Below are 25,191 nucleotides of genomic sequence, written 5' to 3'. Positions count from 1 at the left end.
CATTGTTGACTGCCGCCGGTCGGGTCTGACCCTTGGGTCTGACCCAGACTTACCGGTTTTGCTTGACTTGACGTTAACGTAAACGTCATATAATCAAAATTCCCCCGTTCCAAGGAACACAAAACATGAACGACCTCGCCAACGCCAAGAAACTGTCCGCTGAGCCGGAGCAGGCCAAGACCGCGAACAAAGTGCGCTTTGTCACCGCCGCGTCCCTGTTCGACGGCCACGACGCCTCGATCAACATCATGCGCCGCATCCTGCAATCGCAGGGCGCCGAAGTGATCCACCTGGGCCACAACCGCTCGGTGGACGAAGTGGTCACAGCGGCCCTGACCGAAGACGTGCAAGGCATCGCCATCTCCTCCTATCAAGGCGGCCACGTCGAATACTTCAAATACATGATCGACCTGCTGCGCCAGCGCGGCGGTTCGCACATCAAAGTCTTCGGCGGCGGCGGCGGCGTGATCGTCCCAAGCGAAATCAAGGACCTGCACGACTACGGCGTGACCCGCATCTTCTCCCCGGAAGACGGCCAGCGCATGGGCCTGGTCGGCATGATCCAGTGGATGGTGCAGCAGTGCGACGTCGACCTGTCGACCTACTCCCCGACCCAGCTGGACGCCATCCGCGACGGCGAGATCGAACAACGCCATCGCCCGCTGGCCCAGCTGATCACCGCGCTGGAAAACGGCAAAGCCTCCGACAAGCTGCGCACCGAACTGACCGCTGCAGCCAAGGCCATGACCGCCCCGACGCTGGGCATCACCGGCACCGGCGGCGCAGGTAAGTCCTCGCTGACCGATGAACTGATCCGCCGCATCCGCCTGGACCAGGGCGACGCGCTGAACATCGCCGTGATTTCGATCGACCCGTCCCGCCGCAAGTCCGGCGGCGCGCTGCTGGGCGACCGTATCCGCATGAACGCGATCAACCCCTGGAACGGCAAGACCCGCGTCTTCATGCGTTCCCTGGCAACCCGTGAAGCTGGCTCCGAGATTTCCCAGGCCCTGCCTGACGTGATCGCAGCCTGCAAAGTGGCGGGCTTCGACCTGGTGATCGTGGAAACCTCCGGCATCGGCCAGGGCGACGCCGCGATCGTGCCGCACGTCGACGTGTCCATGTACGTGATGACGCCGGAATTCGGCGCCGCATCGCAGCTGGAAAAGATCGACATGCTGGACTTCGCCGACTTCATCGCGATCAACAAGTTCGACCGCAAAGGTGCGCAGGATGCGCTGCGCGACGTGGCCAAGCAGTACCAGCGCAACCGCGAGATGTGGAGCAAGCGTCCGGAAGAAATGCCGGTGTTCGGCACCCAGGCATCGCGCTTCAATGACGACGGCGTGACCGCGCTGTACCAGGGCCTGCTGCCGGTACTGGCAGGCAAAGGCCTGAAGACCAGCAAGGGCGTGCTGGCCCCGACGGACGTGCGCTTCAGCTCCGGCAAGAACGTGATCGTGCCGCCGGCACGCGCGCGCTACCTGGCCGAGATCTCTGACACCGTACGCGGCTACCACAAGAAAACGCAAGCACAGGCCAAGCTGGCGCGCGAACGCCAGCAGCTGCAGGAATCGAAGCGCATGATGGCTGTCGCCGGCAAGTCCGTGGCCGACTTCGACGACCTGATCATCGAGCGCGATCACGCCATGGATGGCGCGGCCAAGAGACTCCTGGCCCAGTGGCCGGACATGCAGGCAGCCTACGCCGGCGACGAATACGTCGTGAAGATCCGCGACAAGGAAATCCGCACCGGCCTGGTACAGCACACCCTGTCCGGCACCAAGATCCGCAAGGTATCGCTGCCGAAGTACGAAGACCACGGCGAACTGCTGCGCTGGCTGATGCTGGAAAACGTCCCTGGCTCCTATCCGTTCACCGCTGGCGTGTTCGCCTTCAAGCGTGAAGGCGAAGACCCAACTCGCATGTTCGCGGGCGAGGGCGATGCTTTCCGCACCAACCGCCGCTTCAAGCTGGTCTCCACCGGCATGGATGCGAAACGCCTGTCGACCGCCTTCGACTCCGTCACCCTGTACGGCGCCGATCCTGCGATCCGTCCGGACATCTACGGCAAGATCGGCAACTCCGGCGTGTCCATCGCAACCCTGGACGACATGAAGGTGCTGTACGACGGCTTCGACCTGTGCAACCCAAGCACCTCGGTATCGATGACCATCAACGGTCCTGCCCCAGCCATCCTGGCGATGTTCATGAACACCGCCATCGACCAGCAGGTCGAGAAGTTCGTCACCGAGAACAAGCGCCAGCCGTCCGAAGACGAATTCCAGAAGATCAAGGACTGGGTGCTGATGAACGTGCGCGGCACGGTGCAGGCCGACATCCTGAAGGAAGACCAGGGCCAGAACACCTGCATCTTCTCGACCGAGTTCTCGCTGAAGGTGATGGGCGACATCCAGGAGTACTTCGTGCACCACCAGGTGCGCAACTTCTACTCTGTGTCGATCTCCGGCTATCACATCGCGGAAGCAGGCGCGAACCCGATTTCGCAGCTGGCCTTCACGCTGTCCAACGGTTTCACCTTCGTGGAAGCCTACCTGGCGCGCGGCATGCACATCGACGATTTCGCACCGAACCTGTCGTTCTTCTTCTCCAACGGCATGGACCCGGAATACACGGTGCTGGGCCGCGTGGCGCGCCGCATCTGGGCCGTCACCATGAAGGAGAAGTACGGCGCCAACGACCGCTCGCAGAAGCTGAAGTACCACATCCAGACTTCCGGCCGCTCGCTGCACGCGCAGGAAATCGACTTCAACGACATCCGCACCACGCTGCAGGCGCTGATCGCAATCTACGACAACTGCAACTCGCTGCACACCAACGCCTACGATGAAGCGATCACCACGCCGACAGACGAATCGGTCCGCCGCGCACTGGCGATCCAGCTGATCATCAACCGCGAATGGGGCCTGGCGAAGAACGAAAACCCGAACCAGGGCGCCTTCATCATTGAAGAGCTGACCGATCTGGTGGAAGAAGCCGTGCTGCAGGAATTCGAACGCATCGCCGAACGCGGCGGCGTGCTGGGCGCGATGGAAACCGGCTACCAGCGCGGCAAGATCCAGGAAGAGTCGCTGCTGTACGAGCACAAGAAGCACGACGGCTCGCTGCCGATCATCGGCGTGAACACCTTCCGCAATCCAAAGGGTTCGGAAGCCCCGGCCACCATCGAGCTGGCCCGTTCCACCGACGACGAAAAGCAATCGCAGTTGACCCGCCTGGCGGACTTCCACGCCCGCAATGCGGATGCCGCGCCGGCCGCCCTGGCAGCGCTGCAGAAAGCCGCCATCGACAACGAAAACGTGTTCGCCAAGCTGATGGACGCGGCCCGCGTCTGCTCGCTGGGCCAGATCACGACCGCGCTGTTCGAAGTCGGCGGCCAATACCGCCGCAATATGTAAATGCAGCAAAGTGCCTGACCCTGCCGGTCAGGCACTGGTTTACCGGTTTTAGTGGAAAAACAGCCACACCAGCAACAGCACAATCCCCGGCACCCCCAGCAGCCAAGCCAAGAAATACTTCCCCATGACAGCCTCCCTGTGACGTTAAACAATAGTCACAGGCTACGACTCGCACCGCAGGCCGTCAGTTAGGTGGAACACATGCAGCCCGACCGCGATACGTTATCATTTAACGATTTGTTAACGTCACGGGGATTGCAATGGCAGTAGTGTTGGGACCTATCTTGAAGTTCTGCGGCTGCGCCGACGGCATGTGGACAGTCAGCGCACTGGTCGTGTGGAATGGCGAAGTATCGCCCTCAGTCACGGCAGCCGTGTTGCCAGGTGCCGCTGCAGAAGTCCGCACGCTGGCCGCCGAATCGCGTCGCTTGCGCACCCGCTTGCACAAGCGCGCCGTGCATGCCGTCGAGAGCTGGCAGTTCGCCATCGGGCAACACGCCACGCGCGAGCAGCAGGTCCAGTACATCGTCGATGGCCAGGCTTTCACCTTCGTCGTGCCAGCACGCGACAGCGCCCCCACCTGCGCCTACACCTCGTGCAACGGCTTCTCCGACTACAAGAAGATGAAGGACATCCCGCAGGACCCGGTATGGAACAAGATGCACGACAACCATGTGCAGCGCCCCTACCACCTGCTGCTGATGGGCGGCGACCAGATCTACAGTGATGCCATGTGGTCCACGACGGCCCTGAACGACTGGGCTGCTGCACCGAACGACAAGAAGCTCGCCAACAAGCCGGTCACCAAGACGCTGCAAACCGAGATCGACGATTTCTTCTTCGGGAACTACCTGAAGGTCTGGGCATACCCGCACGTGGCGCGCATGTTCGCCACCGTTCCGACGGTGATGATGTGGGATGACCACGATATCATCGATGGCTGGGGCTCCTACCCTGACAAGTTCCAGCAATCGCCCGTATTCAAGGCAATCTACACCGTGGCGCGCGACTACTTCCTGCTATTCCAGCAACACTGCGCTGCGGAGAATGAGCTCCCGATGCGCCTGCCGCAGCAACCCGGATTTACCAAGGCCGTCCGCTTCGGCGATTATGGCTTGCTGGTGCTCGACTTGCGCAGCGAGCGCACCCCGGACGTGGTCATGGGCCAGCAATCGTGGGATGCCGCCTACGCCTGGCTGGAGGCGCAAGAAGACTGCAAGCATCTGCTGCTCATGTCCAGCATCCCGGTCGTGCACCCAGACTTCAGCACGCTGGAAATGCTGCTGTGCGCCCTGCCCGGCCAGCAGGAGCTGGAGGACGACCTGAAAGACCACTGGTTAAGCCGCACCCACCAATGGGAGCGCCTGCGCCTGATCCATCGCCTGCAGGAATGGTCGCAGCGCACCGGCGGCCGCGTGACCATCCTCTCCGGCGACGTGCACGTAGGCGCTATCGGCGCGATCGAATCGAGCCAGAAGCATTACCAGGGCAAGCCGGTTACCATCCACCAGCTGACTTCCTCCGGCGTGGTGCATCCGCCACCGCCTGCCATGGCGCTGTTCTACCTCGAACATGTCGGCGACAAGGTAGAACAACTCGAAGGCGGCATCACGACCTCGATGTACAAGTTCCCCGGCACTTCGCACCGCTACATCGGCGCGCGCAACTACCTGAGCCTGGAGCCGGATCGCGCGGCGGACGGGCGTTCATGCAACCGACTGTGGGCCAACTGGTACGTGGAGAACGAGACGCAGCCCTACCGCCAGGCCATCCTGCCGCTGAAATAGGCGTTGTAGCAAGTTCACAACGGCATGCCCACATTGGAGACGCCGCAGTGTGTAGCGCGAAATGTTGATGTTGGCGCGTTACGCCGTCATTGGCGCCTTGGGCGGCCGCATCGGGAAGGCCTGCCGCGCTTCCTGATGATGTGATCCGCCGTCTCCGCTGCGTCGCGATGCCGACCGACACCGGAGACTTCCGCCTCATGTCGCGCCGCGCGGTACAGGAGGCACGCCCGCTCTACCTGGTCAATCGCTGGCGCGCCTCGGGCCTGGTCAGCGACGCCGGCAAAAATGCGCTCAAGACCGGCAAAGCGGGGCGGCCGTGGCGCCGGCCGTCAACGCCGGCTGCCACAACACCTGCAGCGCGCCGGCTGGCTCGCCATTAACCCGGGCCAACAGCATGTCGGCCATTTTCGCGCCGGCGGCGCGGGCATTGGGCTGGTCGATGGTGGTGACGTCGATATCTGCCAGTGTGTCGGCCATGCTGCCCCAGACGATCAGCGAGATATCCTTGCCGATCGCGACGCCGGCGTCGAGCAAGGCGCGCACGGCGCCTACACCGGCAAGGTGGTTGTCGACCACGATCGCGCTTGGACGCGGCGTCGTTGCCAGCAGTGCCTGTACGGCCGCATAACCGGCGCGGCGGTCGATGCAATCATCGACCAGGTGGCGCGGATCGGCGGCCAAGCCGGCGCCTGACAACGTGGCGAGGAAGCTGGCGCGGCGTTGCGCTGAGAAGTTCATCGCCAGCGGTGCGCTGACCATGGCGATGCGCTGATGGCCCAGCGACAGCAAGCGCTCGAGCGCCATGCGGATGCCGGCCTCGTTATCGTAATCGAACCATGCGTATGGCGCGTCAAGTTGCGTTCGGCCGTGGGCAATGAAGGGGAAGCCGGCCTTGGCGAGAAAGGCGATGCGCTCGTCGTGCACCAGCGTGCGGCTGACCACCAAGCCGTCAAGGCGGCGGCCGCGCACCATTTGCTCGTAGGACGGCATTTCGTTCGCTGGCGACACGGGCGCGATGATGAAGTTCATGCGCTTTTGCTCAAGAGCTTCCGACATCCCGCCCACCACTTCGAGGAACATGGCGTCGCCCAGGTCGGCCGGCAGCAGCGGATAGATTGTGCCAAGCACGTTGCTGCGGCCAACGGCCAGGCTGCGCGCCATCGGATTGGCTTCGTAGCCCGACTCCCGCGCTGCGCGCAGCACGCGTTCGCGCGTCAACTCGCTGACTTCGGGATAGCCGTTCAGCGCGCGGCTGACGGTAGTCTTCGACATGCCGAGCTTGTCGGCGAGGCTCTTCAGGTTCATCGCGAAATTATAGCCGGTGCCTCCAGTCCACCGTCGCTGCCATCGACCGCTCGCTTGAAGAAGTACAGCGTGACCAGCACGATCGCAATCGGCACCAGCGTCAGGTAGAAGGCGAAGCGGCCGCTGAAGGCGCCGAACACATAGCCGGTAATCAGCGAGCCGGTAGTGCCGCCCAGCGCAGAGAATATCACCAGCAGGCCGGTCATCGCAGAATGCTGGTGCTTGGGCAGGGAGCTGAGCATCACGGAATTGATGCCCGGGTAGACCGGCGCCATGAAAAGCCCGATCAGGGGGAACAGGAAGGCCGCGAGCGGCGCGTCGCCCCATCCTGCGCCCTGCGCAACGACCACGTCGTGCGTCATCGGCAGCGCAATCAAGACCACCGCGCCCATGCCGAGCAGGCAGGCGTTCATCACCGGGTACCAGTTCATGCGGCGCATCAGGATGCCAGCCGACAGGCGCCCTGCGGCCAGGCAGGCGGCGAAGATGCTGGTGACCTGCACACTCATCGCAGCCGGTAGATGCAGGATCTCGTTGTTGAAAGTCGGCAGCCAGGTGCCCACGCTCTGCTCGATCAGCACGTACAGGAAGGCCGTCAGCACGAAAACGCACACCAGCGGCTTGAAGAACAGCTTGAGCATCGCCGCAAATTCCTGCGGCAGGCTGCGCGCTTCCGGTGGCGCGGCCAGCCTCTCGTCGAAAGGTGTCGCCAGCAGCAGCACGAAGGTGAGCGCGCACAGGGCGGCCAGCACCCAGTACACATGCAGCCAGCTTTGCGAGCGCGGGTCGGCCGAGTCGATGAAAAAGCTGAACACCCAATAGGCGCACAGCACCCCGACCATGAAAAAACCTTCCAGCGTATTCATGATGCCCGCATGCTGGCGGCGGTCGGCGGCTACCAGGCCGAGGGTCGAGTAGACCGACACTTTCACCAGCGCGAAGGATATGCCGACGCACAGGAACAGCATCTTGGTAGTGAGGAAGGAAGGCAACAGCGGCATGGACAGGCAAGCTGCCGTGACGATGGCAAGCCCGGCCAGCATGGCCTTCTTGTACCCGATGCGCGGCAGGAAGCTCGCCACCAGGAAGGACACCACGGCGATCGGCAAGTCCTTGAAGCCTTCCAGCACGCTGGCGGCGGACTTGCTGACGCCGTAGTTGCTGATGACCTGCAGGATCACCGTGCCAACACTGTTCAACAGTATGGCGAACGTGAAATAGATCAGGAACAGGACCCAGGTGATGCGCCGGTTTTGCATAGTGTCTCCATGATATTTTTGAATTGTTCCAGTCCCGGGATCACCGTGTCTGCCTGCCACAGCGTGGCCGCCTGGCCAACCCCAATGGCAAACATGCCGGCCGCCTTGATCGCGGTCACGCCGGCAACGGCGTCCTCCACGCCAACGCAATCGGCCGGGTCTACGCCCAGTTCCGACGCGGCGCGCAGGAAGATTTCGGGATCGGGTTTGCCGCGCGCGATCGTCGCCGCGTCTACGACATAGTCGAATTTCTCAGTGATGCCGAGGCTTTCCAGCACCGTGAAGGCGTTCTTGCTGACCGACGCAAGGCCCACCTTCAAGCCTTGCGCGCGGCACCAGTCCAGCGCATCCACCGCGCCGGGCAACAGGTCGGCGGGCGACATTTCCGCGATCAGCGTCTTGTAATGCTCGTTCTTGGTGTCGGCCAGCGCCAGTTTCTCCGCGTCGCTGTAGCTGCGGGGCGCGCCAGCCAGGATCAGCTCCAGCGAACCCATGCGGTCGATGCCCTTCAGGTTCTCGTTGAAGGCTTCATCGAAGTGCACCTGCTGCGAGCGCGCCAGCTGTTGCCAGGCGAGGAAATGGTAGTGGGCGGTATCGGTGATCACGCCATCGAGGTCGAAGATAACGGCTTTCATGCAAACTCCTGTACCGGCGCGGCCGGGCTGACGGTGACGGGCACGCCGCGGTGCTGGAAGGCCAGCGCCCGGCCGCGCAGCAGCGTGTACTGCGTTGCGCTTGCGGTGACGCGCACCTGCAGCAGGCTGCCGTGCAGGTGGATGCGGAACTGGTAATGCTGCCACTGTTTGGGCAATGTCGGCGCAAAGCGCACCTTGCCGTCCACCACGCGCATGCCGCCGAAGCCGTATGCCACGCCCAGCCAGGTTCCGGCCATGGCGGCCGTGTGCACGCCGTAGTGCGTGTTGCCATGGGTGTTGTCCAGGTCGAGCCGCGCGGTTTCCATGAAGTAGTCATAGGCCTTGCCTTCGTAGCCCACTTCGGAGGCGATGATGCTGAAAATGCAGGACGACAGCGAGGAATCGTGCGTCGTCACCGCTTCGTAGTAATCGAAGTCGCGCTTCTTGTCCTCCAGCGTGAATTGTTCGCTGAGCAGCAGCAGCGCCAGCACCACGTCGGCCTGCTTGCAGACCTGGTGGCGGTAGATCACCATCGGGTGGTAATTCAGCAGCAGGGGATATTTCCCGGCTGGCGTACCGGCGAAGTCCCACACCTTCTTGTCGAGGAAACTGTCATCCTGCGGGTGGATGCCAAGGGCCGCGTCATAGGGCAGCAGCATGGCAGCGGCAGCGCTGCGGAATGCTTCAAGCTCGCCGTCATCAAGCGCAACTGCGGCGGCAATGCGCGCCCAGTCCTGCGGGTATTCGCGTGCGATGCGCTCGGCCGCCGAGGCGGCAAATTGCAGGTGCAGCTTCGCCATCGCGTTGGTGTAGTAGTTATTGTTCACCAGCGCAGTGTATTCGTCAGGCCCGGTCACTTCGTTGATCACGAAGGCGCCGCCACGGTTATAGCTGCCGATGCCAAGCCAGATGCGCGCGGTTTCAAGCACGATCTCGGCGCCGTATTGCAGCAGGTAGGCATCGTCGCCGGTGGCATCCATGTACTGCTTGATGGAGTAGGCGACGTCGGCGTTGATGTGGTACTGCGCTGTGCCGGCCGGGAAGTAAGCGGAGCATTCCTCGCCAGCGATGGTGCGCCACGGGTACAGCGCGCCCTTGGCGTGCGACATCTGGCGCGCACGTTCGCGTGCGGCGGGCAAGCCGGCGTAGCGGTACTCCAGCAGCTTGCGTGCGATCTCTGGCTTGTTGTACAGGAAGAAGGGGAAGATGTAGATCTCCGTATCCCAGAAATAGTGGCCTTCGTAGCCCTCGCCGGTCACGCCCTTGGCGGAGATATTGGTCTTGCCGTCGCGGCCCACCGATTGCAGCAAGTGGAACTGGTTGAAACGGATGCCTTGCTGGAGCGCGTCGTCGCCCGCCACTTCCACGTCCGCCTGCGCCCAGAACTCGGCCAGGTAGGCTTCCTGCTGCGCGGCGAGCTTGTCGAAACCCAGGCCGCGCGCCGCTTCCAGTTCGGCGCGCGAACGGGCCAGCAATTCGTCTGCCGGATAATCGCGCGAACTGTAATAACAGCCGTACTTCACCAGTCGCACGGGCTGGCCGTCGCGCGCATCGACGGTGTACGACTGCACAAGGCGCGAACCCTCGGCGCGCTGCGCGAACAAGTGCGGCGCATCGATCACCTGCGCGGCGGCCGACACCAGCGTGAAACCGCTGTTGTGGGTGCGCTGCTGCAGGGCCGCGTAGTGCGGCGCCAGCTCGGTGCCGGCCAGTGCCAGCGCCGGCCCGGTCGTGGCGGAGCCTACCCGCGGATCGTCGCCCGCTTCCAGGTTGCGCACCACGCCGTCGATCGTGCATTCGAGCCGCACGGCGCCGTCGAAACCGAGCGGCGTCACCGTGAACTCGATGGCAAACAGGTGCTTGCTGGCGAAGCTGACCAGGCGGCGGCTGCGCAGCTGCACGCGGCGGCCGGAAGGCGCCTGCCAGAGCACATCGCGCTCCAGCAAGCCGGTGCGGAAGTCGAGGCGGCGCTCATAGCTTTCGACACTGCCCTGCAGCAGGTCGAAACGCTCCTCGCCGAGCCACAGCGCAATACCCTTGGCGTTTGGCACGTTCAGCATGAACTGGTTGTTGCGCGCCAGGCCATAGGCATTTTCGGGGTACTGGATCGGTTCCGACTCATAGAAACCGTTCAGGTAGCTGCCATCGAGCGAGGTGCCGGCCGGGCCGGTATAGCCTTCTTCCGGCGTGCCGCGCAGGCCGATGTAGCCATTGCCTAGCGCGAACAGGGTCTCATCCAGGAAATTCGACGCCGCATCGAAGGACGTTTCGCGGATACACCAGGCGTCGAGGGGGTAAGTGTGCTGCATCTTCATCCTTCGTTTTAATTCAAACCGGTTTGGATTCGGTATAAAAAATTTTTAAGTGGCGCGCACGATCAGCGCGGTCGGCAGGATCTCGGAAGTCACGGGACGCCCCTCCAGCAAGTCCAGCATCTTCTTCGCCAGCAGCACGCCGCCATCGCGCAGGTACTGGTGCACGCTGGACAGCGGCGGCACGAAGCTCACTGCGCCCGGCGTATCGTCATAACCGATGACCGATACCTGCTCCGGCACCCGCACTTCACGCTCGGCCAGTGCACGGATCGCGCCCATCGCCAGCAAGTCGCTGGCGGCAAACACGCCGTCGAACGACAAGCCCTTCTTCTGCAGCAGGGAATCCAGGCAATCAAAGCCGGCTTCGAAGGTAAACGCCTTCGGCCGCATGATGTGCACGCTACCCTGCCCTCCCAGCGCGTCAATAAAGCCCGCGCAGCGTTCCTGCACCTCGGCGTGGTCCACGTCGCCAAGGAACAACACCTTCTTGCGCCCCAGTTCGATGAAGCGCTGGGCGACACTGCTACCGCCCTTGCGGTTGTCGCTGCCGACCACCACGGTATCGGAGCCCGCCCCTGGCGCGCCCCACACCACCAGCGGCTGGCTGCGCTTTTTGAGCGCGGTCACCGCTTCGCCATGCGAACCCTGGCCCAGCAGGATCAAGCCGTCGGCGCCTTGCACCGGGGCGGTATCCAGCAACTGGCGCGAGGTCAGCACCACGCTGTAGCCGGCTGTCGTCAGCTCCTGCGTGATCCCGCCCAGCAGTTCCAACGGATAAGGGTCGGACATGGGCCGGCCCTTCTCGGGTGTCATTTCCACCACCACTGCCACCGAGTATGAACGCCCCATGCGCAGGTTGCGTGCGCTCACGTTCAGGCGGTAGCCCTGGGCTTCCGCGATCTGGCGCACCTTCTCCCGCGTTTCTTCCGTCACGAGGGGACTGCCACGCAGGGCGCGCGACACGGTAATTTTTGAAACCCCTGCCAGTTTGGCGAGGTCTTCCATAGTTTTATTGACAGCCATGCGGGGCATTATGACAGATTTCCAAACCCTGCAACAACAAAATGACATCGATAACATTTCGATTGACATCGATATCATTTCTTGATTCAATGGTCAGGCCTTGGAAGCCGAATCCCATAAAACGAAAGAAGAGACACGTATGAAAAACCATCGGAAGTTCCTGTTGTCGTCCATTTCCATCGCTGTACTGACCTTGATCGGCCAGGCCCAGGCCGCGGAACAGGAAGGCCAGCCAGCCACGGCGGAAGCCGCGCCAGCCCCGGCTGCAGCAGACGCCGCCGTCCAGAAAGAAATCCAGCAAGTGGTCGTGACCGGCGTGGCTTCGGCCCGCGGCGTGCGCAAGCTGGATTCGGCCTTCTCCATCACCACCGCCTCGGAAGAACAGCTCAAGCAAGCGGCGCCAATCAGCACCGCCGACGTCATGAAGCTGGTGCCGGGCGCGTTTGCCGAATCGACCGGCGGCCAGTCCGGCGCCAACATCCAGGTGCGCGGCTTCCCCTCCGGTTCCGATTCGCCTTTCGTCTCGGTGCAAATGCAGGGCAATCCGCTGTATCCGGTTTCCACCCTGTCCTTCTTCGAGGGCTCCTCGGCCTTCCGCCTGGACGACACCATCGAACGCGTGGAAGTGCTGCGCGGCGGCCCGAGCACCATCTTCTCCAGCGGCCAGCCGGGCGCCACCATGAACTTCATCCTGAAAAAGGGCAGCGACACGCCGGAAGGCTCGGTGCGCTTCACCACCGGCACCGGCCAGCTGCGCCGCATTGACGTCTTTTATGGCGGCAAGATCTCCGACGGCTGGTACGGCACCATCGGCGGCTTCTACCGCAACACCCACGGCGTACGCGATTCCGGCTTCCCGTCCGATGACGGGGGCCAAGTGACCGCCACCCTGACCCGCAAGCTGGACCAGGGCGAAGCGACCTTCTACGTGCGCCGCACCGACGACAAGAACGCCTTCTATACCGGCGTGCCGCTGGTTTCCAGCGATGAAGGCCGCACCATTACCGAATTCCCCGGTTTCGATCCGCTCAAAGGTACGCTGATGAGTAACGAGATGCGCCGCTTCACCGTGGAAGCCGCTCCGGGCAAGACCCTCAATTACGACCTGGGCGACGGCCGCGGCCTGAAATCCACCGTGCTGGGCATGGAATTCGAGCAGGACTTCAATGGCTGGAACGTCTCCAACAAGTTCAACCACTTCGACGGCGACCTGAACACCATTGCCATGTTCACCGGTAACAACCCCTTGTCGATGTCGGCTTACAACACGGCGGCCCTGGCCGCGAATGGCGGCGCCACCGCCACTGCTACCTACCTCGATGGCACGCCTGTCGCGGCCAACCAGCAAGTAGTGCAGGCCGGCCTGTGGGCAGTCGAGAAGAAGCTGAAGTCGTTCACCGACGAAATCCGCGTCAGCAAGGAATGGATCAAGGACAACACCCTGACCGTGGGCGGCTACTTCGCCAACTACTCTTCGGACGACGTGTGGTACCTGGGCAGCAGCCACCTGATGACGGCCGTGCCGAATGCGCGCCTGATCAATGTCAAGCTGGACAACGGCGTCGTCGTGTCCAACAACGGCAAGGACGGCAGCGTGTTCTACGCCCCGGTTGCTTCCTATGACGGCAGCAATACCGCGCTGTACATCGCCAACGAATGGAAGGTCAACGACAGGATCAAGATCGACGGCGGCGTGCGCCGCGAGCGCCAGAAGCTGGATGCTACGATCTCCAAGCTGGCCACCGGCGACACCGACAACAACCCGCTGACCATCTACAACAACAATACCTCGATGCCGACCGGCTCCAACACGGCGCTGAGCCGCACCGACTCCGCCAACAGCTTCACCGTCGGCGGCAACTACAAGCTGGCCAAGGACATGAGCGTGTTCGCCCGCGCCAATATGGGCCACACCTTCATCGCTTTCGACGACTTGCGCAATGCCGGCACCCAGGCCAAGGTCGACGACCGCAGCTTCCTGCCGACGCCGAAGATCAAGCAATACGAGGTAGGCTTCAAGACTGCAGGCCAGTTGTACAGCGCCTACATCAACTACTTCCACACCGATTTCGAAGGCATTGCCTTCCAGCAGATCCTGTCGAATGGCACCATCCTGAATTCGGTGTCCGGTTCCAAGGGCGACGGCGTGGAAGTGGAACTGGCGGTACGCCCGATCCGCGACCTGTCGCTGAGCCTGTCCGGCAACTGGCAGGATTCGAAGTACAAGGACAACCCGCTGACCGAAGGCAAGCTGGTGCAGCGCCAGCCGAAGCTGCAATACCGCTTCACGCCGAGCTACCGCATCGCGATGGGAGAGAACAATTCGCTCAAGCTGTACGGCACTTACACCTATGTCGGCGACCGTTGGGCCGACCAGTCCAACCTGCAATACCTGCCTTCGTACAAGACGGTGGACCTGGGCGCACTGTTCACCATCGGCGACAAGATCGACATCCGCCTGAGCGGCAATAACATCACCAACGAACTTGGCCTGACCGAAGGCAACTCGCGCCTGACCACGGGCGGCAGCGGCCCGATCAATGCCCGTCCACTGTTTGGCCGCAGCTGGGAGCTGTCGCTGGCCTACCGTTTCTGATGTCGTAACCCTCCCTAGTCCCAGTTCCCCTCCGGGCGTCGCAGGATTTTCCAAGGCTGCGGCGCCCTTTTTTTCGCTTGCACGTCGAGCTCTAGCATTCGCCCACCTCTTGGCCTAAGCTGACCAAGATGCCTGAATGAAAGGTCTCTATCAAGGGTTGCCTCGTGGTGTCCCTGCACTCCATCAACACTCTGCAGGCTGGCGTGGCCTTTGCCGAACCAAGGTCGAGCTGGATCGCGACCAGGAGGCCCAGGACCAGGACCGCCTGGGCAGCCGGCAGGCGCCCAACAAGCTGATCAGTTTTTCGGGGCCTGCGGCTGCAGGCGAGCCAGTGCAGTGACTGCCGGCAGGTAGCCCCCCGCCGCTGAGCGCCGGTACAACTCCAGGGCGCGAGCGTTGTCCTGGGGCAGTAGCTCGCCCTTTTCCAGCGCCTGCCCCAAGGTGAACTGCGCCATGCGGTCCTGTTTATCGGCGGCTTCTTCAATCAGCTTCAGGCCCTGCTGCGGCTCACCGCCTTCACGCAGCAGCCATGTCCCCAGCACGGCCATGGCCATGGCGTTGCCCTGGGCGCCGGATTTTTCCAGCAGTTCGCGCCCGCGCGCCAGGTCTTGCTCCCTGCCCCGCCCGATCAGCAGCGACATACCCAAGGTCATTTGCGCGCTGGCGCGGCCCTGGGCAGCAGCTTTCTCGATCCAGGCCCAGCCTTCGTCGGGAAGCCGTTCTGTTTGCTTCCCCATCATCAGCACATTGCCCAAGCCCTCTTGGGCGAGGGAAAAACCGTGTTCGGCGGACTGGCGCAGCCAGCGCATGGATTCGTCTTTATTGCGTTCGGTAACCTGGCCAGTTGCATAGGCCACGCTCAGGCGGTACATGGCTTCAGCGTCGCCTTGCAGCGCCAAGGCCTTGTCCTTCTCGAAGCTCGCTTGCAGTTGTGCGGGCGTCTTTTTGGGCTCGATGGCCCAGACATACTGTATTTTGGTCCAGGTCGGTTCAGTGCGGCCTACGCTCCCAGGCGGCGTGAACGCGCACTTGGCCAGTCCATCTTGCGCAGCCAGGTCCAGCTGGACGTGGCCGCTCGACTTTTCAACGCGCGACTCCAGCACCATGCCGTCCAGGCCAATCAGGAAGGCCAGGATGACCGTCCCGGTTTGCTCCTTGCGCAGTGCTTCCTTGGGCCATTCGGGTTTGGCGCAAGTCTTCAGGTCAGCGGAAATCTGCTTCGAGGCACTCCGGTCGAAACGTCCGGCCCCTTCCGCCTGGGCAGGCAGAATAGCCAGACTGGCCAGCAGGGCTGGCAAGACTTTCAGTAAGGTCATGATAGTTACTTGTCAGGAGTTTAACATTTTCCTCACTGTAACACGACTCGGCTTGCTGCGGAATGGACCACATTCTCAAAAACTGCTGGTAGGGTTTCATGGCATCCTCCACCAGGCGCTGGTGGCCTGCGGTTGGGCGACGGCAAGGGCTTCGCCGATCATCGGCGTGGCCAGCACCTGGCCGCGGGCGGCGGCCAGGGCCGTGATCTGTTCGAACGGGTCGTCCCAGCTATGCATGGCCAGGTCGAAGGTGCCGTTGTGGATTGGCAGCATGACCTTGCCGCGCAGGTCGATGTGCGCCTGCATGGTTTCCTTCGGCTGCATATGGATGTCCGGCCAGTTCGGGTCGTAGGCGCCGGTTTCCATCAGCGTCAGGTCGAAGGGGCCAAAGCGCTCGCCAATCTCGCGGAAGCCCTTGAAATAGCCGGTATCGCCACTGAAAAAAACTTTCAGGCTGCCGCTCTCGATCACCCACGAGGCCCACAGGGTCTTGTTGCTGTCCCACAGCGTGCGCCCGGAAAAATGCTGGGCCGGGGTGGCGGTGAGCTTCAGGCTGCCAGCCGTGGCCGACTGCCACCAGCCCAGTTGCTGCACCTTGGCCGCAGGCACACCCCAGGACACCAGGGTGTCGCCCACCCCCAACGGCGCCAGGAAGTATTCGGTCTTCGCTTCCAGCTCGCGGATGGCGGCGTAATCGAGGTGGTCGTAATGGTTGTGCGACAGGATCACGCCCTTGATCGGCGGCAGTTCGGCAATGCTGATCGGCGGCGCGTGGAAGCGGGCCGGGCCCGCCCACTGCACCGGCGAGGCGCGCTTGGAAAACACCGGATCGGTCAGCCAGAACTCGCCGTTGAGCTTCAACAGGATGCTCGAATGGCCCAAGCGGAACAGACTGTTGTCAGGCGCCGCCAGCAGCTGCTCGCTAGTGAGTGCTCGCACTGGCAGGGCTTGCGCCGGCACGGTATCGGCCGGTTTGTTGAAGGTGAAGTCCCACAGCACCTTGAGCATTTTCAGGAAACCCGGCTGCTGGCGCGGCGCGTCATTGCGGTAGGCAGGGCGAGAATCAGCGGCGTTATATGCAAGGCAAGTCATGATGAAGATTGCTCCAATCAGCAGGGTTCGTTTCATGTTCAGTTCGGAAGAATTACACTACACAGTGTAGTTTCTGTTTTGGGAAAAGTAAACTACCCGGTGTAAAATATTCTTTATGAACCAACCCGACAAACTCACCGACCGCAAGCGCGCCGCCATCATCACGGCCGCCATCGCCGAATTCCGTGCGCGCGGTTTCGAAGCCACCAGCATGGACCGCATCGCGGCCGAGGCCGGCGTTTCCAAACGCACGGTGTACAACCACTTCGCCAGCAAGGACGAGCTGTTCGAGCAGATCCTGCAGGAACTGTGGGATTGCAGTGCCGCCCTGAATGCCATCGGCTACCAGCAAGGCAAGCCGCTCAAGCCGCAATTGCTCGAACTGATGCGCCAGAAAATGGCCATGCTGCGCGACGACTACTTCCTCGACCTGGTACGCGTGGCCATCGCGGAAGCGATCCACGCGCCGCAGCGCGCCGGCGACATGATGACCAAGTTGGGCAAGAAGGAAGAAGGCGTGGCCAGCTTCCTGCGCGCGGCGCAGGAAGACAAGGTGCTGAAGGCGGGCGATCCGGCCTTTATGTCGCACATGCTGCAAGGCCAGCTGAAATCGTTCGCCCTGTGGCCGCAAGTGGCGATGGGCAAGGCACCGCTGACGCCGCAGGAACAGGAGGCGGTCATCACCGCCACCGTGGAAATGTTCCTGTCCTATTACGGCCTTAATTGAAGCGTACCGCGTACACCGGCGGCAGCGTGGTGGAAATGGTTTGCCAGTGCTCGCCGCCGTTGGTCGACAGCCAGGCCCCGCCGGTGGTGGAGGCCATCAGCAAGGTCTTGCCATCGTCAGCCACCGCCAGCCCATGGCGGTACACCAGGTCATAGCAATGTTCCTGCGGCAGCCCGCTGCGCAAGGTGCTGAAACTGGCGCCGCCGTCGGCAGTGCGATTGACCGCCAGCGCCGCTTCCACCGGCACCCGCTGCTGGTCGGCCACGGCCGGCACGAACCAGGCGGTCCTGCCGTCGCGCGGATGCACTGCCACAGCAAAGCCGAAGCTCGACAGCGGTGCGCTGACCTCTTCCCAGCTCTGCGCGTTGTTGCGCGACTGCCAGATGCCGTTATGGTGCTGGCACCACAGCACGTCCGGCTCGGCTGTACAGCGCACGATGCGGTGCGGGTCCTGCACGGCGCCGGCATCCTGCATCTCGGGCGGCATATAGCGCGCCGCCATGCCCTGGGTGCGCAGCTGCCAGCTCGCGCCGCCGTCGCGCGTCAGCCAGGCGCCGCCGCACGATACGCCGACCAGCACGGCATTGCTGTCGCGCGGGTCGACGCAAATGCTGTGGATGCCCGGCACGTCGTAGCCGCCGCCAAACCATTGCGTACGCTCCGGGACATTCCACAGCGCTTCCACCAGTTGCCAGCTTTCGCCGCGGTCGCCGGAACGGAACAGGCCCCCGGGCAAGGTGCCGGCCCACAGCACGCCAGGCTGGTCCGGGCCGCCTGTTTCCAGCGACCAGACCTGCTTCAGGGTCCAGTCGACCTTGTCGCTGCTGTCCTGCGGCTTGGGCGGATAGGCCGGCACTGCGATTTCCTTCCACAGCGCGCTGCCGGCGTCGCGCCGGTGCAGCTTGGCGCCAAAGTGCCCCAGGTTCAGGCAGGCATACGTGGCGCCATCGCGCACATCGTACAGCACCATCGATACCGGATCGCCGAAAAAGGACTTGCCCTCTTCCAGCGTCCATTCGCCATTGCGGTAAGCCAGTTCGAACAAGCCCTTGCGGCTTGCAATAAAAGCGCGGTCTGCCATGTCATCCTCCCGATAGGGCTTGCAGCACGTAGATCCTGGAATCACTGCGCAGCGGCTCGTCGAGCTCACTGCGCTTGCCGTCGATGAACACCACGACGTTGGCACGCAGGCGGCCCTGTTCGTCCAGGACGTAGGCCCCCAGGCGCGGATTTGCGGCAAAGGCCCCGTCCAGCGCTGCGCGCAAGGTGGCTGCCCGGGTTTCCAACGTCGGAACCGGCAGGAAGCGCGCCAACTGCTGGGTAAAGATGATCTGGGCCATGGGAAAGCTATTCTAGCCTGCTTTGGCCTACAATAAACTCGTGTGCATAACCGGAGCCACACATGGGCATCACCCCGCAGGAACTCGAGCTGTTGATGCATGAAGTGGAGCAGGAAGACCCGATCGACTTTGCCGATCTGCCTTTCGACGAACAGGAATTGCGCGCCCTGGTCGCCAGCCATCTGTGCGAAATGGCCGACGCCATGGAGCGCTTCAGCGAAGAAGACCGCCGCCTGACCCTGCTGGCGGTGGCGGCCAAGCTGGTGCTGGAAAACCTGGTGCTGCACGTACAGCTGCTAAGGCGCCACGGCTTGCCGCTCAACGAACAGACGTCCGCCCTGCTGTCGCGCCTGCGCAAGGGCGACAGCGGCGGCAGCGGCGACAGTTAAACGCGTTCTGCCGGCTGCAGCATATTGCGCGCCAGGCGCAGGCCGAACTTGCCGATGCCCTGGTCCCACGGCGTGAAGCGCGGCAGCTGGTACCAGTCCGTCTCGCCGCGGCTGGCGCCCCACGAGGTCGATACCGCAACCTCAAAGCCCATCTCGCGCACCATGGCGACATGCTCGGGCAGGTAGTCCTGGCCCGGTTTGCCGTTCGGATAGGCGAACGCGCGCACCGGCGCATCGAGCGCCGCTTCCAGCGCCGCCCTGCCCTGCGCGATTTCCTGCCGCGCCTCCGCAGCCGGCAAGCGCGCCAGGATCGGGTGGTTGACCGTGTGGCCGCCGATGCCCATGCCGGCCGCATGCATCTTGCGCAACTGCGCGCCGCTCATCATCAGGTCGCGCGGCAGCTCTGCGCCGGACAGGGCGGCCACCTTGCCGACCTGCTGCAGGCGCTGTTCCATCGGCAGGTATTTGAGCTGGCCGATCAGGGCGCCGATGGTGCTGCGGCGCGTCTCCCAGCTATCGATGGCGTGGCGCCCCAGGCCAAGCGTCGTGGCGTCGAACACCTCGCCCGGCGCGCGCCGCACCGCTTCGATCACGGTATCGTTCCACATGCGGCCGCCATCGAGGAAGCCGGTGGCAATAAAGAAGCTCGCGTGCAAGCCATGCTTCTGCAGCAGGGGCAGCGCCACTTCGGCATTGTCGGCATACCCGTCGTCGAAGGTGATGCAGGCGCTGCGCGCGGGCAGCCTGCCCTCGGCGCCCAGCCGCACCGCATCCAGCAGCGGCAGCACATTGAAGCGCGACTTGAGCCAGCAAAGCTGGCGCTCGAACTGCTCGCGATGCACCTCGCCCGGGAACAGCGGATCCTGCGCCGGCAGCACGCGGTGGTAAATCAGGATGGCCGGCGCACGCCTGCCGCCGCCGGACAGCAGCGACAAGGCGCCCCGCTCCAGTTGCCGCTTAAGCCACACTTTCCGCCTCCTTTTCCAGCGCGGCGGGCGCTTGCGCCGCCTGTTCTTTCAAGGTCTTCTGCACCAGCAGGCGGGTCGCCACCATGATCACCATGATGTAGTAAGGCACGTCGAAATAGGCCAGGCTGAGGAAGGCGCCGCCGACCATGAAGCCGATCAGGCTCACCTGCAGCATGCGCACCAGCCGGATGGCCCATTCCAGCTCAGGCTGCTCGCCGGCGTGCCTGATCACCCAGGTCCCGTTGCGCCAGACCACGAGGTACAACAGCAGGAAGAGCGCCAGGCCGACATAGCCATGTTCGCCCAGCACCTGGAAATAGATGCTGTGGGCGGCATGGATATCGTCCGGATTCGGGGCGTAGAGCTGGAAGACGAACTTGTTGTAGATCTGGTAGCCGCCGCCGAACAGCGGATGGTCGTTGGCCAGGTTGAAGGCCATCTTCCAGGCGTTGATGCGGCCCATCGCCGAGCTGTCCTGCTCGTAAGTGTTGATGGTATCGATCCGGCTGTGCCATTGTTCCGGCATGAACACCAGCGCCAGCGGGGCCAGCACCACCATCAGTGCACCCAGCTTCAACTTTTCCTGGCTCTTCAGCCAGAGGAAGCCGAGCATGGCTGCCAGCGCCACTGCCGCGCCGCGGGAATAGGAACCCAGGGCAGCCAGCACGCACAGGCCGGCAGCAGCCCACATGGCGCGCCTGCCCCATTTGCTGGAGATCAGGCCGCCGAGGAACAGCATCAGCGGCACCACCATGATCAGGGCCAGCGCGATCTCGTTATTCCCTTCGATGAAGGTGCCGGTCGGTCCCCACACGCGGTAGGCGCCGGCGCTGCGGATGGTGAACAGGCCGCCTTTCACGCCATAGAAGCCGAGCGAGACCACGATGGCCCACACCACCATTTCAATGTCCTTGCGGGTGCGCACCAGCATGGCCACGACCAGGGTCATGACCATGATCTTCACGACCTTGTTCAGCAGCGGCAAGGGGTTTTCCGGGCCGATGGCAAACAGGGTCGTCAGGCACATCCAGCCCGTGAACGCCACCAGGATCCAGGTCAGGGCGGTATTCGGGAATTTGACGTCCCTCGGCCTTGCCATCATTGCCAACACCGTGGTCCCCGCGATGATGGCGGCGAACGGCATGCTTTGCGCCCAGCCCCAGCTCTGGGTGTGCGGGTTCATCACGCTGATCCAGATCCACAGCACGGCGCCATAGAAGGGCCGCTTGAAAACGAACGGCAGCGAACCGAATACGATCAGGGTGATCAGTATGTCGCGCATGGCGCCTCCAGGCTTACTTCGTCAAGGCGTTCCATGGGGTCTCCAGCTTGGTCACGCAATAGCGGTATTTGCCGCTCTTTTCCGGCAGGATTTCCGGCACCAGTTCCACGTCGATCTTCACCTGCTTGCCCATGCGCGCATGGAAGCCCGCTTCGACTGCCTGCCGCGCCTTGTCGTCGAACAGGCCATCGTACACGATCTGCACGCGGGTCCAGTCCAGCGTTTCCTGGATCACCTTAAAGGCGCGCACCGCCGGCAAGTCGCGCATGATGTAGGCCAGCGCGGCGCTGTGGATCAGGGTGCCGTCCTGGTTGATCAGGAAGTCGGTGGTGCGGCCGTGGATTTCCTTCAGCACCGGCAAGGTGCGGCCGCAGCTGCATGGCTCGGTGTCCAGCGCGCCGACGTCGCCGGTGCGGTAGCGGATGAAGGGGAAATCGCCCGACTGCAAATGCGTCACGACGATCTCGCCCGATTCGCCAGGCGGCAGTTGCCGGCCTTCCGGGTCCAGCACTTCGATCACGATGTCTTCGCTGGTGATGTGCAGCTTGCCGGCCGGGCACTGGTGGGCGATGAAGCCGGAATCGCGGCCGCCGTAGCCATTGGCCACCGGGCAGCCGAACACGCGCTCGATCTGCTCGCGCTGCGACTGGTACAGGCATTCGGAAGTGACGAAGGCCACGCGGATGCCCAGCTTGTCGAGCCGGATGCCCTTGTCTTCTGCATGCGAGGCAATGCGCGCCAGCACGGTCGGATAGCCGAACAGCATCTTCGGCTTGCGCTGGCGGATGCGTTCCACGTGGCCGTCCAGTCCTGCTTCGGTGGTGGCGAAAGCCGACATCAGTTCGGTGCGCATCAAGGTGTCGCGCACCATGCGCACGCGGTCCTGCGCGCTCAACTCGATCGGCGAGCCCCAGATCACGATCTCGCGGTCGCCGATGTCGACATTCCACCAGCGCGTGGCGCGCCATTTGGCGGCGACGTCGTGGCTGACGCGGTGGCGCCCGACGAAGAAGGTCAGCGGCGCGCCGGTGGAACCGCCGGTGTTGTAGCGCACCAGGTTCTGGGCATCATCGGCTTTTAGCGCTTCGATATTGTCGCGGATGGCAGCCTTGTCCAGCAGCGGCAGGCGCACCAGGTCCGGCACGCCATGAAAGTCGCGCACGGCATCGAAGCCGATGCGGGCAAAGGCTGCGCGGTAATACGGCACGTGCTGCTGGGCGCGCAGCAGCAGGGCGCGCAAGCGTTCGATCTGCAATTCCTGCAGCCGGGCCGGCGGCCAGTACTGGGTCTGCTCCATATGGCGGCGCACGGCCACGCTGCTGTGCTTTTTGAGCTTTTCATGCAGCGGGAACAGCACGCCGGAAACCAGGGCGGTATAGATCATGGGCGTCGCCCTCCTTTGCTGGCCAGGGCCTGGCGGTAAACATCCAGCAGGCGCGGCTTGACGCTGGACCAGGCATATTGCGCCACGCTGGCGCGCCCGGCGCTGCGCAGCGCCTCGGCCAGCGCCGGTTGTTCGGCCAGGCGCAGCACGGCTTGCGCCATGGCGGCCGGATTGGCCGGCGGCACCAGCAGCGCGGTTTTGCCGTCTTCCACCACGTAGGGCACGCCGCCGACGTTGGTGCTGACCACCAGGGCGCCGCTGGCCAGGGCCTCCAGCACGGAATTGGGCATATTGTCTACCAGGCTGGGATTCAGCATAACGTCGGCATTGCGGTACAGGGCCGGCATGTCGGCAGTATCGACGCGGCCGGTAAAGCGGACAGCGTGCGCCACACCCAGTCCCTGCGCCAGTTGTTCTAGTTCGCTGCGCAGCGGGCCGGAACCGGCCACCGTGAGCGTGGCCTCGGGATGGGTTTGCCGGATGATGGCGAAAGCGCGCAGCGCGCTGGCGTTGTCGTAGATGTCTTCCAGGTTGCGCGCCACCAGCAGGCGCAAGGCGCCGCGAGCGCGCGGCGCCGCGTCGGCAGCAAAGCGCTCCAGGTTGACGATGTTGGGCACCACTACCGAATCGATGCCGTGCTGGCGGAATACGTGCGCCAGGAAGCCCGAAGGCACGGCCAGGGCGGCGCAGCGGCGCAGGCTGGGGCGCATCCAGGCCGCGGCCTGCTTGAGGAAGTTGGCGGCCTCGCCGCCGCGGTAATTGACCACCACCGGCGTGCCGCGCAGGTGCGCGATCCAGATCGCCGGCGCGGCAAACAGGTGCCAGGACCAGCCGGAATTGGCCATCACATGGAATACCTGCACGCGGCCGGCGGCGCGCCACAGGTCCGCCAAATACGGCAGCATGCGGAACAGGGCCCGCACGCCGCGCACCTTGCCGGCCCAGGCCGGGCGGTACGGCGCGTTGGTCTGCACGAAATCGACCGCGATGCCGGCCTCGCGCAGCAAGCCGGCCAGCTGCAGGGCCTGGTTGGCCATGCCGCCGGAAGGCGGCGGCAGCGGCCCGACCAGGGCAATGCGCTGCACTTCCGGCGCCTCCTCGGCGCGCGGCACGGCGGCAAATGCTTGCTGCGGCGCGTTCATGCCAGTGCTTTCTCCGTGATGCTGCCGTACACATTGCGGTAGCGCGCAACGCTGGCGGTCCAGTTGCGTTCTTCCTCCACGAAGCGGCGCCCCGACTGGCGGAATGCCTGCCATGTCTGCGGCGCTTCCAGCAATGCCAGCACCTGCTGCGACAACGATGCGGCATCGCCGGCGGTAAACAGCACGCCGGTGCGGCCGTCGTCGATCAGTTCCTTGTGGCCGCCCACGTCCGAGGCCACCATCAGGCGGCCCTGGGCCATGGCTTCCAGCGGCTTGAGCGGCGTCACCAGGTCGGTCAGGCGCATCTTGTGTCGCGGGTAGCACAGCACGTCCACCAGGTTGTAATAGCGCTGTACTTCGCTGTGCGGCACGCGGCCGGTGAAGACCACCTTGTCCGCGATGCCGAGCGCCCTGGCTTGCGCGCGCAGCGCGGCGTCCTGCGGCCCACCGCCGACCAGCAGCACGCGGATCTCCTGGCGCTGCGCCAGCATGGCCGGCAGGGCGTTGAGCAGGATGTCTAGCCCCTCGTAGGCGTAGAAGGAACCGATGAAGCCCAACACGGTCTTGTCTTCCAGGCCCAGTTGCTGCGCCAGCGCTTCATCGCGCGCGCCGCCGACCGAGAAGTCGCCGATATCGACGGCGTTCGGGATCACTTCGATTTTTTTGGCCGGAATGCCGCGCCCGATGATCTCGCTGCGCAAGCCTTCGCAAATCGTGGTGGCCGCGTCGACGCGTTGCAGTGCCCAGGTTTCCATGGCGCGCGTCAGGCGGTAGCGCAGGCCCCATTCCTTGCTGGTGCCGTGGTCGACGGCGGCGTCTTCCCAGAAGGCGCGGATCTCGTACACGACAGGGATGCCGAGCTTGCGGCCAACGCGCAGCGCCGCCACGGCGTTCAGTGCCGGCGAATGCGCGTGCAGCACGTCTGGCTTCACTTCCTGCGCCACTTCCAGCAGGCGAGCTGCCAGCGCGTTGATCACCGCCACCTGGTTCAGCACCGGCAGCTGCGCCAGCGGCCCGCTGGCTGGCGCCGTGCGGTAGAACTCCAGGCCATCGACCGTCTCGCGCGGCGCGCCGCTAGCGCCCTGTTTCGGGCTGGTGATATGGAAAGTCTGCCAGCCGCGCGCGCGCTGGGCCTGCAAAATGGAACGCGTGCGGAAGGTATAGCCGCTGTGCAGCGGGATCGAATGGTCCAGCACGTGCAGGATACGGATA

19 protein-coding genes are annotated in these 25,191 nt (G+C 63.7%); 5 read left to right on the top strand and 14 right to left on the bottom strand.

Annotated features, from left to right (window positions below):
* The first annotated feature begins 125 nt into the window (after positions 1 to 125).
* Positions 126 to 3,419: a fused isobutyryl-CoA mutase/GTPase IcmF gene (gene icmF, locus ACN9MZ_RS02915; RefSeq protein ID WP_426340827.1), complete on the top strand. Its 3,294-nt coding sequence runs from the start codon at positions 126 to 128 to the stop codon at positions 3,417 to 3,419.
* A 260-nt stretch (positions 3,420 to 3,679) separates the two neighbouring features.
* Complete coding sequence (locus ACN9MZ_RS02910) at positions 3,680 to 5,206, top strand: alkaline phosphatase D family protein (RefSeq protein ID WP_426340826.1); 1,527 nt, start codon at positions 3,680 to 3,682, stop codon at positions 5,204 to 5,206.
* Between the two features lie 291 nt (positions 5,207 to 5,497).
* On the opposite strand, the gene ACN9MZ_RS02905 is transcribed toward ACN9MZ_RS02910, so the two are convergent.
* From ACN9MZ_RS02905 to ACN9MZ_RS02885, 5 genes are read right to left on the bottom strand one after another with little or no spacing between them, the layout of a single operon-like run.
* Complete coding sequence (locus ACN9MZ_RS02905; protein ID WP_426340825.1) at positions 5,498 to 6,511, bottom strand: substrate-binding domain-containing protein; 1,014 nt, start codon at positions 6,509 to 6,511, stop codon at positions 5,498 to 5,500.
* Entirely contained in the window at positions 6,508 to 7,770 is a 1,263-nt protein-coding gene (locus tag ACN9MZ_RS02900; protein WP_426340824.1) for an MFS transporter, read from the bottom strand. Before ACN9MZ_RS02900 ends, ACN9MZ_RS02905 begins: the two co-directional genes overlap by 4 nt.
* On the bottom strand, positions 7,734 to 8,405 hold the full coding sequence (pgmB, locus tag ACN9MZ_RS02895) for a beta-phosphoglucomutase (RefSeq protein ID WP_426340823.1): 672 nt from the start codon (positions 8,403 to 8,405) through the stop codon (positions 7,734 to 7,736). The genes ACN9MZ_RS02900 and pgmB overlap by 37 nt, the downstream gene beginning before the upstream one ends.
* Positions 8,402 to 10,714, bottom strand: a complete 2,313-nt coding sequence (locus ACN9MZ_RS02890; protein WP_426340822.1) for a glycoside hydrolase family 65 protein — start codon at positions 10,712 to 10,714, stop codon at positions 8,402 to 8,404. The genes pgmB and ACN9MZ_RS02890 overlap by 4 nt, the downstream gene beginning before the upstream one ends.
* A gap of 51 nt (positions 10,715 to 10,765) precedes the next feature.
* Positions 10,766 to 11,725: a LacI family DNA-binding transcriptional regulator gene (locus ACN9MZ_RS02885; RefSeq protein WP_426340821.1), complete on the bottom strand. Its 960-nt coding sequence runs from the start codon at positions 11,723 to 11,725 to the stop codon at positions 10,766 to 10,768.
* 157 nt (positions 11,726 to 11,882) lie between these two features.
* Here ACN9MZ_RS02885 and ACN9MZ_RS02880 point away from each other — a divergent pair, with 157 nt between their 5' ends.
* The gene (locus tag ACN9MZ_RS02880; RefSeq protein ID WP_426340820.1) at positions 11,883 to 14,339 is read left to right on the top strand and encodes a TonB-dependent receptor; all 2,457 of its coding nucleotides are present in this window, start codon (positions 11,883 to 11,885) and stop codon (positions 14,337 to 14,339) included.
* 296 nt (positions 14,340 to 14,635) lie between these two features.
* On the opposite strand, the gene ACN9MZ_RS02875 is transcribed toward ACN9MZ_RS02880, so the two are convergent.
* Positions 14,636 to 15,655, bottom strand: coding sequence for a TonB family protein (locus ACN9MZ_RS02875; protein WP_426340819.1), 1,020 nt, complete (start codon positions 15,653 to 15,655; stop codon positions 14,636 to 14,638).
* A gap of 96 nt (positions 15,656 to 15,751) precedes the next feature.
* On the bottom strand, positions 15,752 to 16,747 hold the full coding sequence (locus ACN9MZ_RS02870) for an MBL fold metallo-hydrolase (protein ID WP_426342857.1): 996 nt from the start codon (positions 16,745 to 16,747) through the stop codon (positions 15,752 to 15,754).
* A 115-nt stretch (positions 16,748 to 16,862) separates the two neighbouring features.
* Between ACN9MZ_RS02870 and ACN9MZ_RS02865 the strand changes: the two genes are divergently transcribed.
* Positions 16,863 to 17,474 carry a TetR/AcrR family transcriptional regulator gene (locus ACN9MZ_RS02865; RefSeq protein ID WP_426340818.1) on the top strand — a complete coding sequence of 204 codons (612 nt, stop codon included), beginning with the start codon at positions 16,863 to 16,865 and terminating at the stop codon, positions 17,472 to 17,474.
* Here ACN9MZ_RS02865 and ACN9MZ_RS02860 read toward each other — a convergent pair.
* Positions 17,467 to 18,555 (bottom strand): exo-alpha-sialidase, encoded by a 1,089-nt coding sequence (locus ACN9MZ_RS02860; RefSeq protein ID WP_426340817.1) that lies wholly within the window; start codon positions 18,553 to 18,555, stop codon positions 17,467 to 17,469. The two genes, ACN9MZ_RS02865 and ACN9MZ_RS02860, sit on opposite strands and share 8 nt — an antisense overlap.
* Before the next feature lies 1 nt (position 18,556).
* The gene (locus ACN9MZ_RS02855; protein WP_426340816.1) at positions 18,557 to 18,814 is read right to left on the bottom strand and encodes a MoaD/ThiS family protein; all 258 of its coding nucleotides are present in this window, start codon (positions 18,812 to 18,814) and stop codon (positions 18,557 to 18,559) included.
* A gap of 62 nt (positions 18,815 to 18,876) precedes the next feature.
* Here ACN9MZ_RS02855 and ACN9MZ_RS02850 point away from each other — a divergent pair, with 62 nt between their 5' ends.
* Complete coding sequence (locus tag ACN9MZ_RS02850) at positions 18,877 to 19,203, top strand: hypothetical protein (protein WP_426340815.1); 327 nt, start codon at positions 18,877 to 18,879, stop codon at positions 19,201 to 19,203.
* Here the strand turns inward: ACN9MZ_RS02850 and ACN9MZ_RS02845 are convergent.
* The 5 genes from ACN9MZ_RS02845 to ACN9MZ_RS02825 are packed head-to-tail and all read right to left on the bottom strand — an operon-like array spanning position 19,200 to position 25,190.
* Positions 19,200 to 20,171, bottom strand: a complete 972-nt coding sequence (locus ACN9MZ_RS02845) for a polysaccharide deacetylase family protein (RefSeq protein WP_426340814.1) — start codon at positions 20,169 to 20,171, stop codon at positions 19,200 to 19,202. The two genes, ACN9MZ_RS02850 and ACN9MZ_RS02845, sit on opposite strands and share 4 nt — an antisense overlap.
* Entirely contained in the window at positions 20,161 to 21,453 is a 1,293-nt protein-coding gene (locus ACN9MZ_RS02840) for a putative O-glycosylation ligase, exosortase A system-associated (protein WP_426340813.1), read from the bottom strand. Before ACN9MZ_RS02840 ends, ACN9MZ_RS02845 begins: the two co-directional genes overlap by 11 nt.
* 13 nt (positions 21,454 to 21,466) lie before the next feature.
* Positions 21,467 to 22,837 carry a phenylacetate--CoA ligase family protein gene (locus ACN9MZ_RS02835; protein ID WP_426340812.1) on the bottom strand — a complete coding sequence of 457 codons (1,371 nt, stop codon included), beginning with the start codon at positions 22,835 to 22,837 and terminating at the stop codon, positions 21,467 to 21,469.
* Positions 22,834 to 23,979, bottom strand: coding sequence for a glycosyltransferase family 4 protein (locus tag ACN9MZ_RS02830; RefSeq protein WP_426340811.1), 1,146 nt, complete (start codon positions 23,977 to 23,979; stop codon positions 22,834 to 22,836). Before ACN9MZ_RS02830 ends, ACN9MZ_RS02835 begins: the two co-directional genes overlap by 4 nt.
* Entirely contained in the window at positions 23,976 to 25,190 is a 1,215-nt protein-coding gene (locus ACN9MZ_RS02825) for a TIGR04063 family PEP-CTERM/XrtA system glycosyltransferase (RefSeq protein WP_426342856.1), read from the bottom strand. The genes ACN9MZ_RS02830 and ACN9MZ_RS02825 overlap by 4 nt, the downstream gene beginning before the upstream one ends.
* Position 25,191: the final 1 nt, after the last annotated feature.

The sequence above is a fragment of the Pseudoduganella sp. S-14 genome, assembly GCF_049913285.1.
In the GTDB taxonomy this organism is placed as follows: Bacteria; Pseudomonadota; Gammaproteobacteria; order Burkholderiales; family Burkholderiaceae_D; genus Rugamonas.
This window is presented reverse-complemented; position numbering and strand designations above follow the sequence as displayed.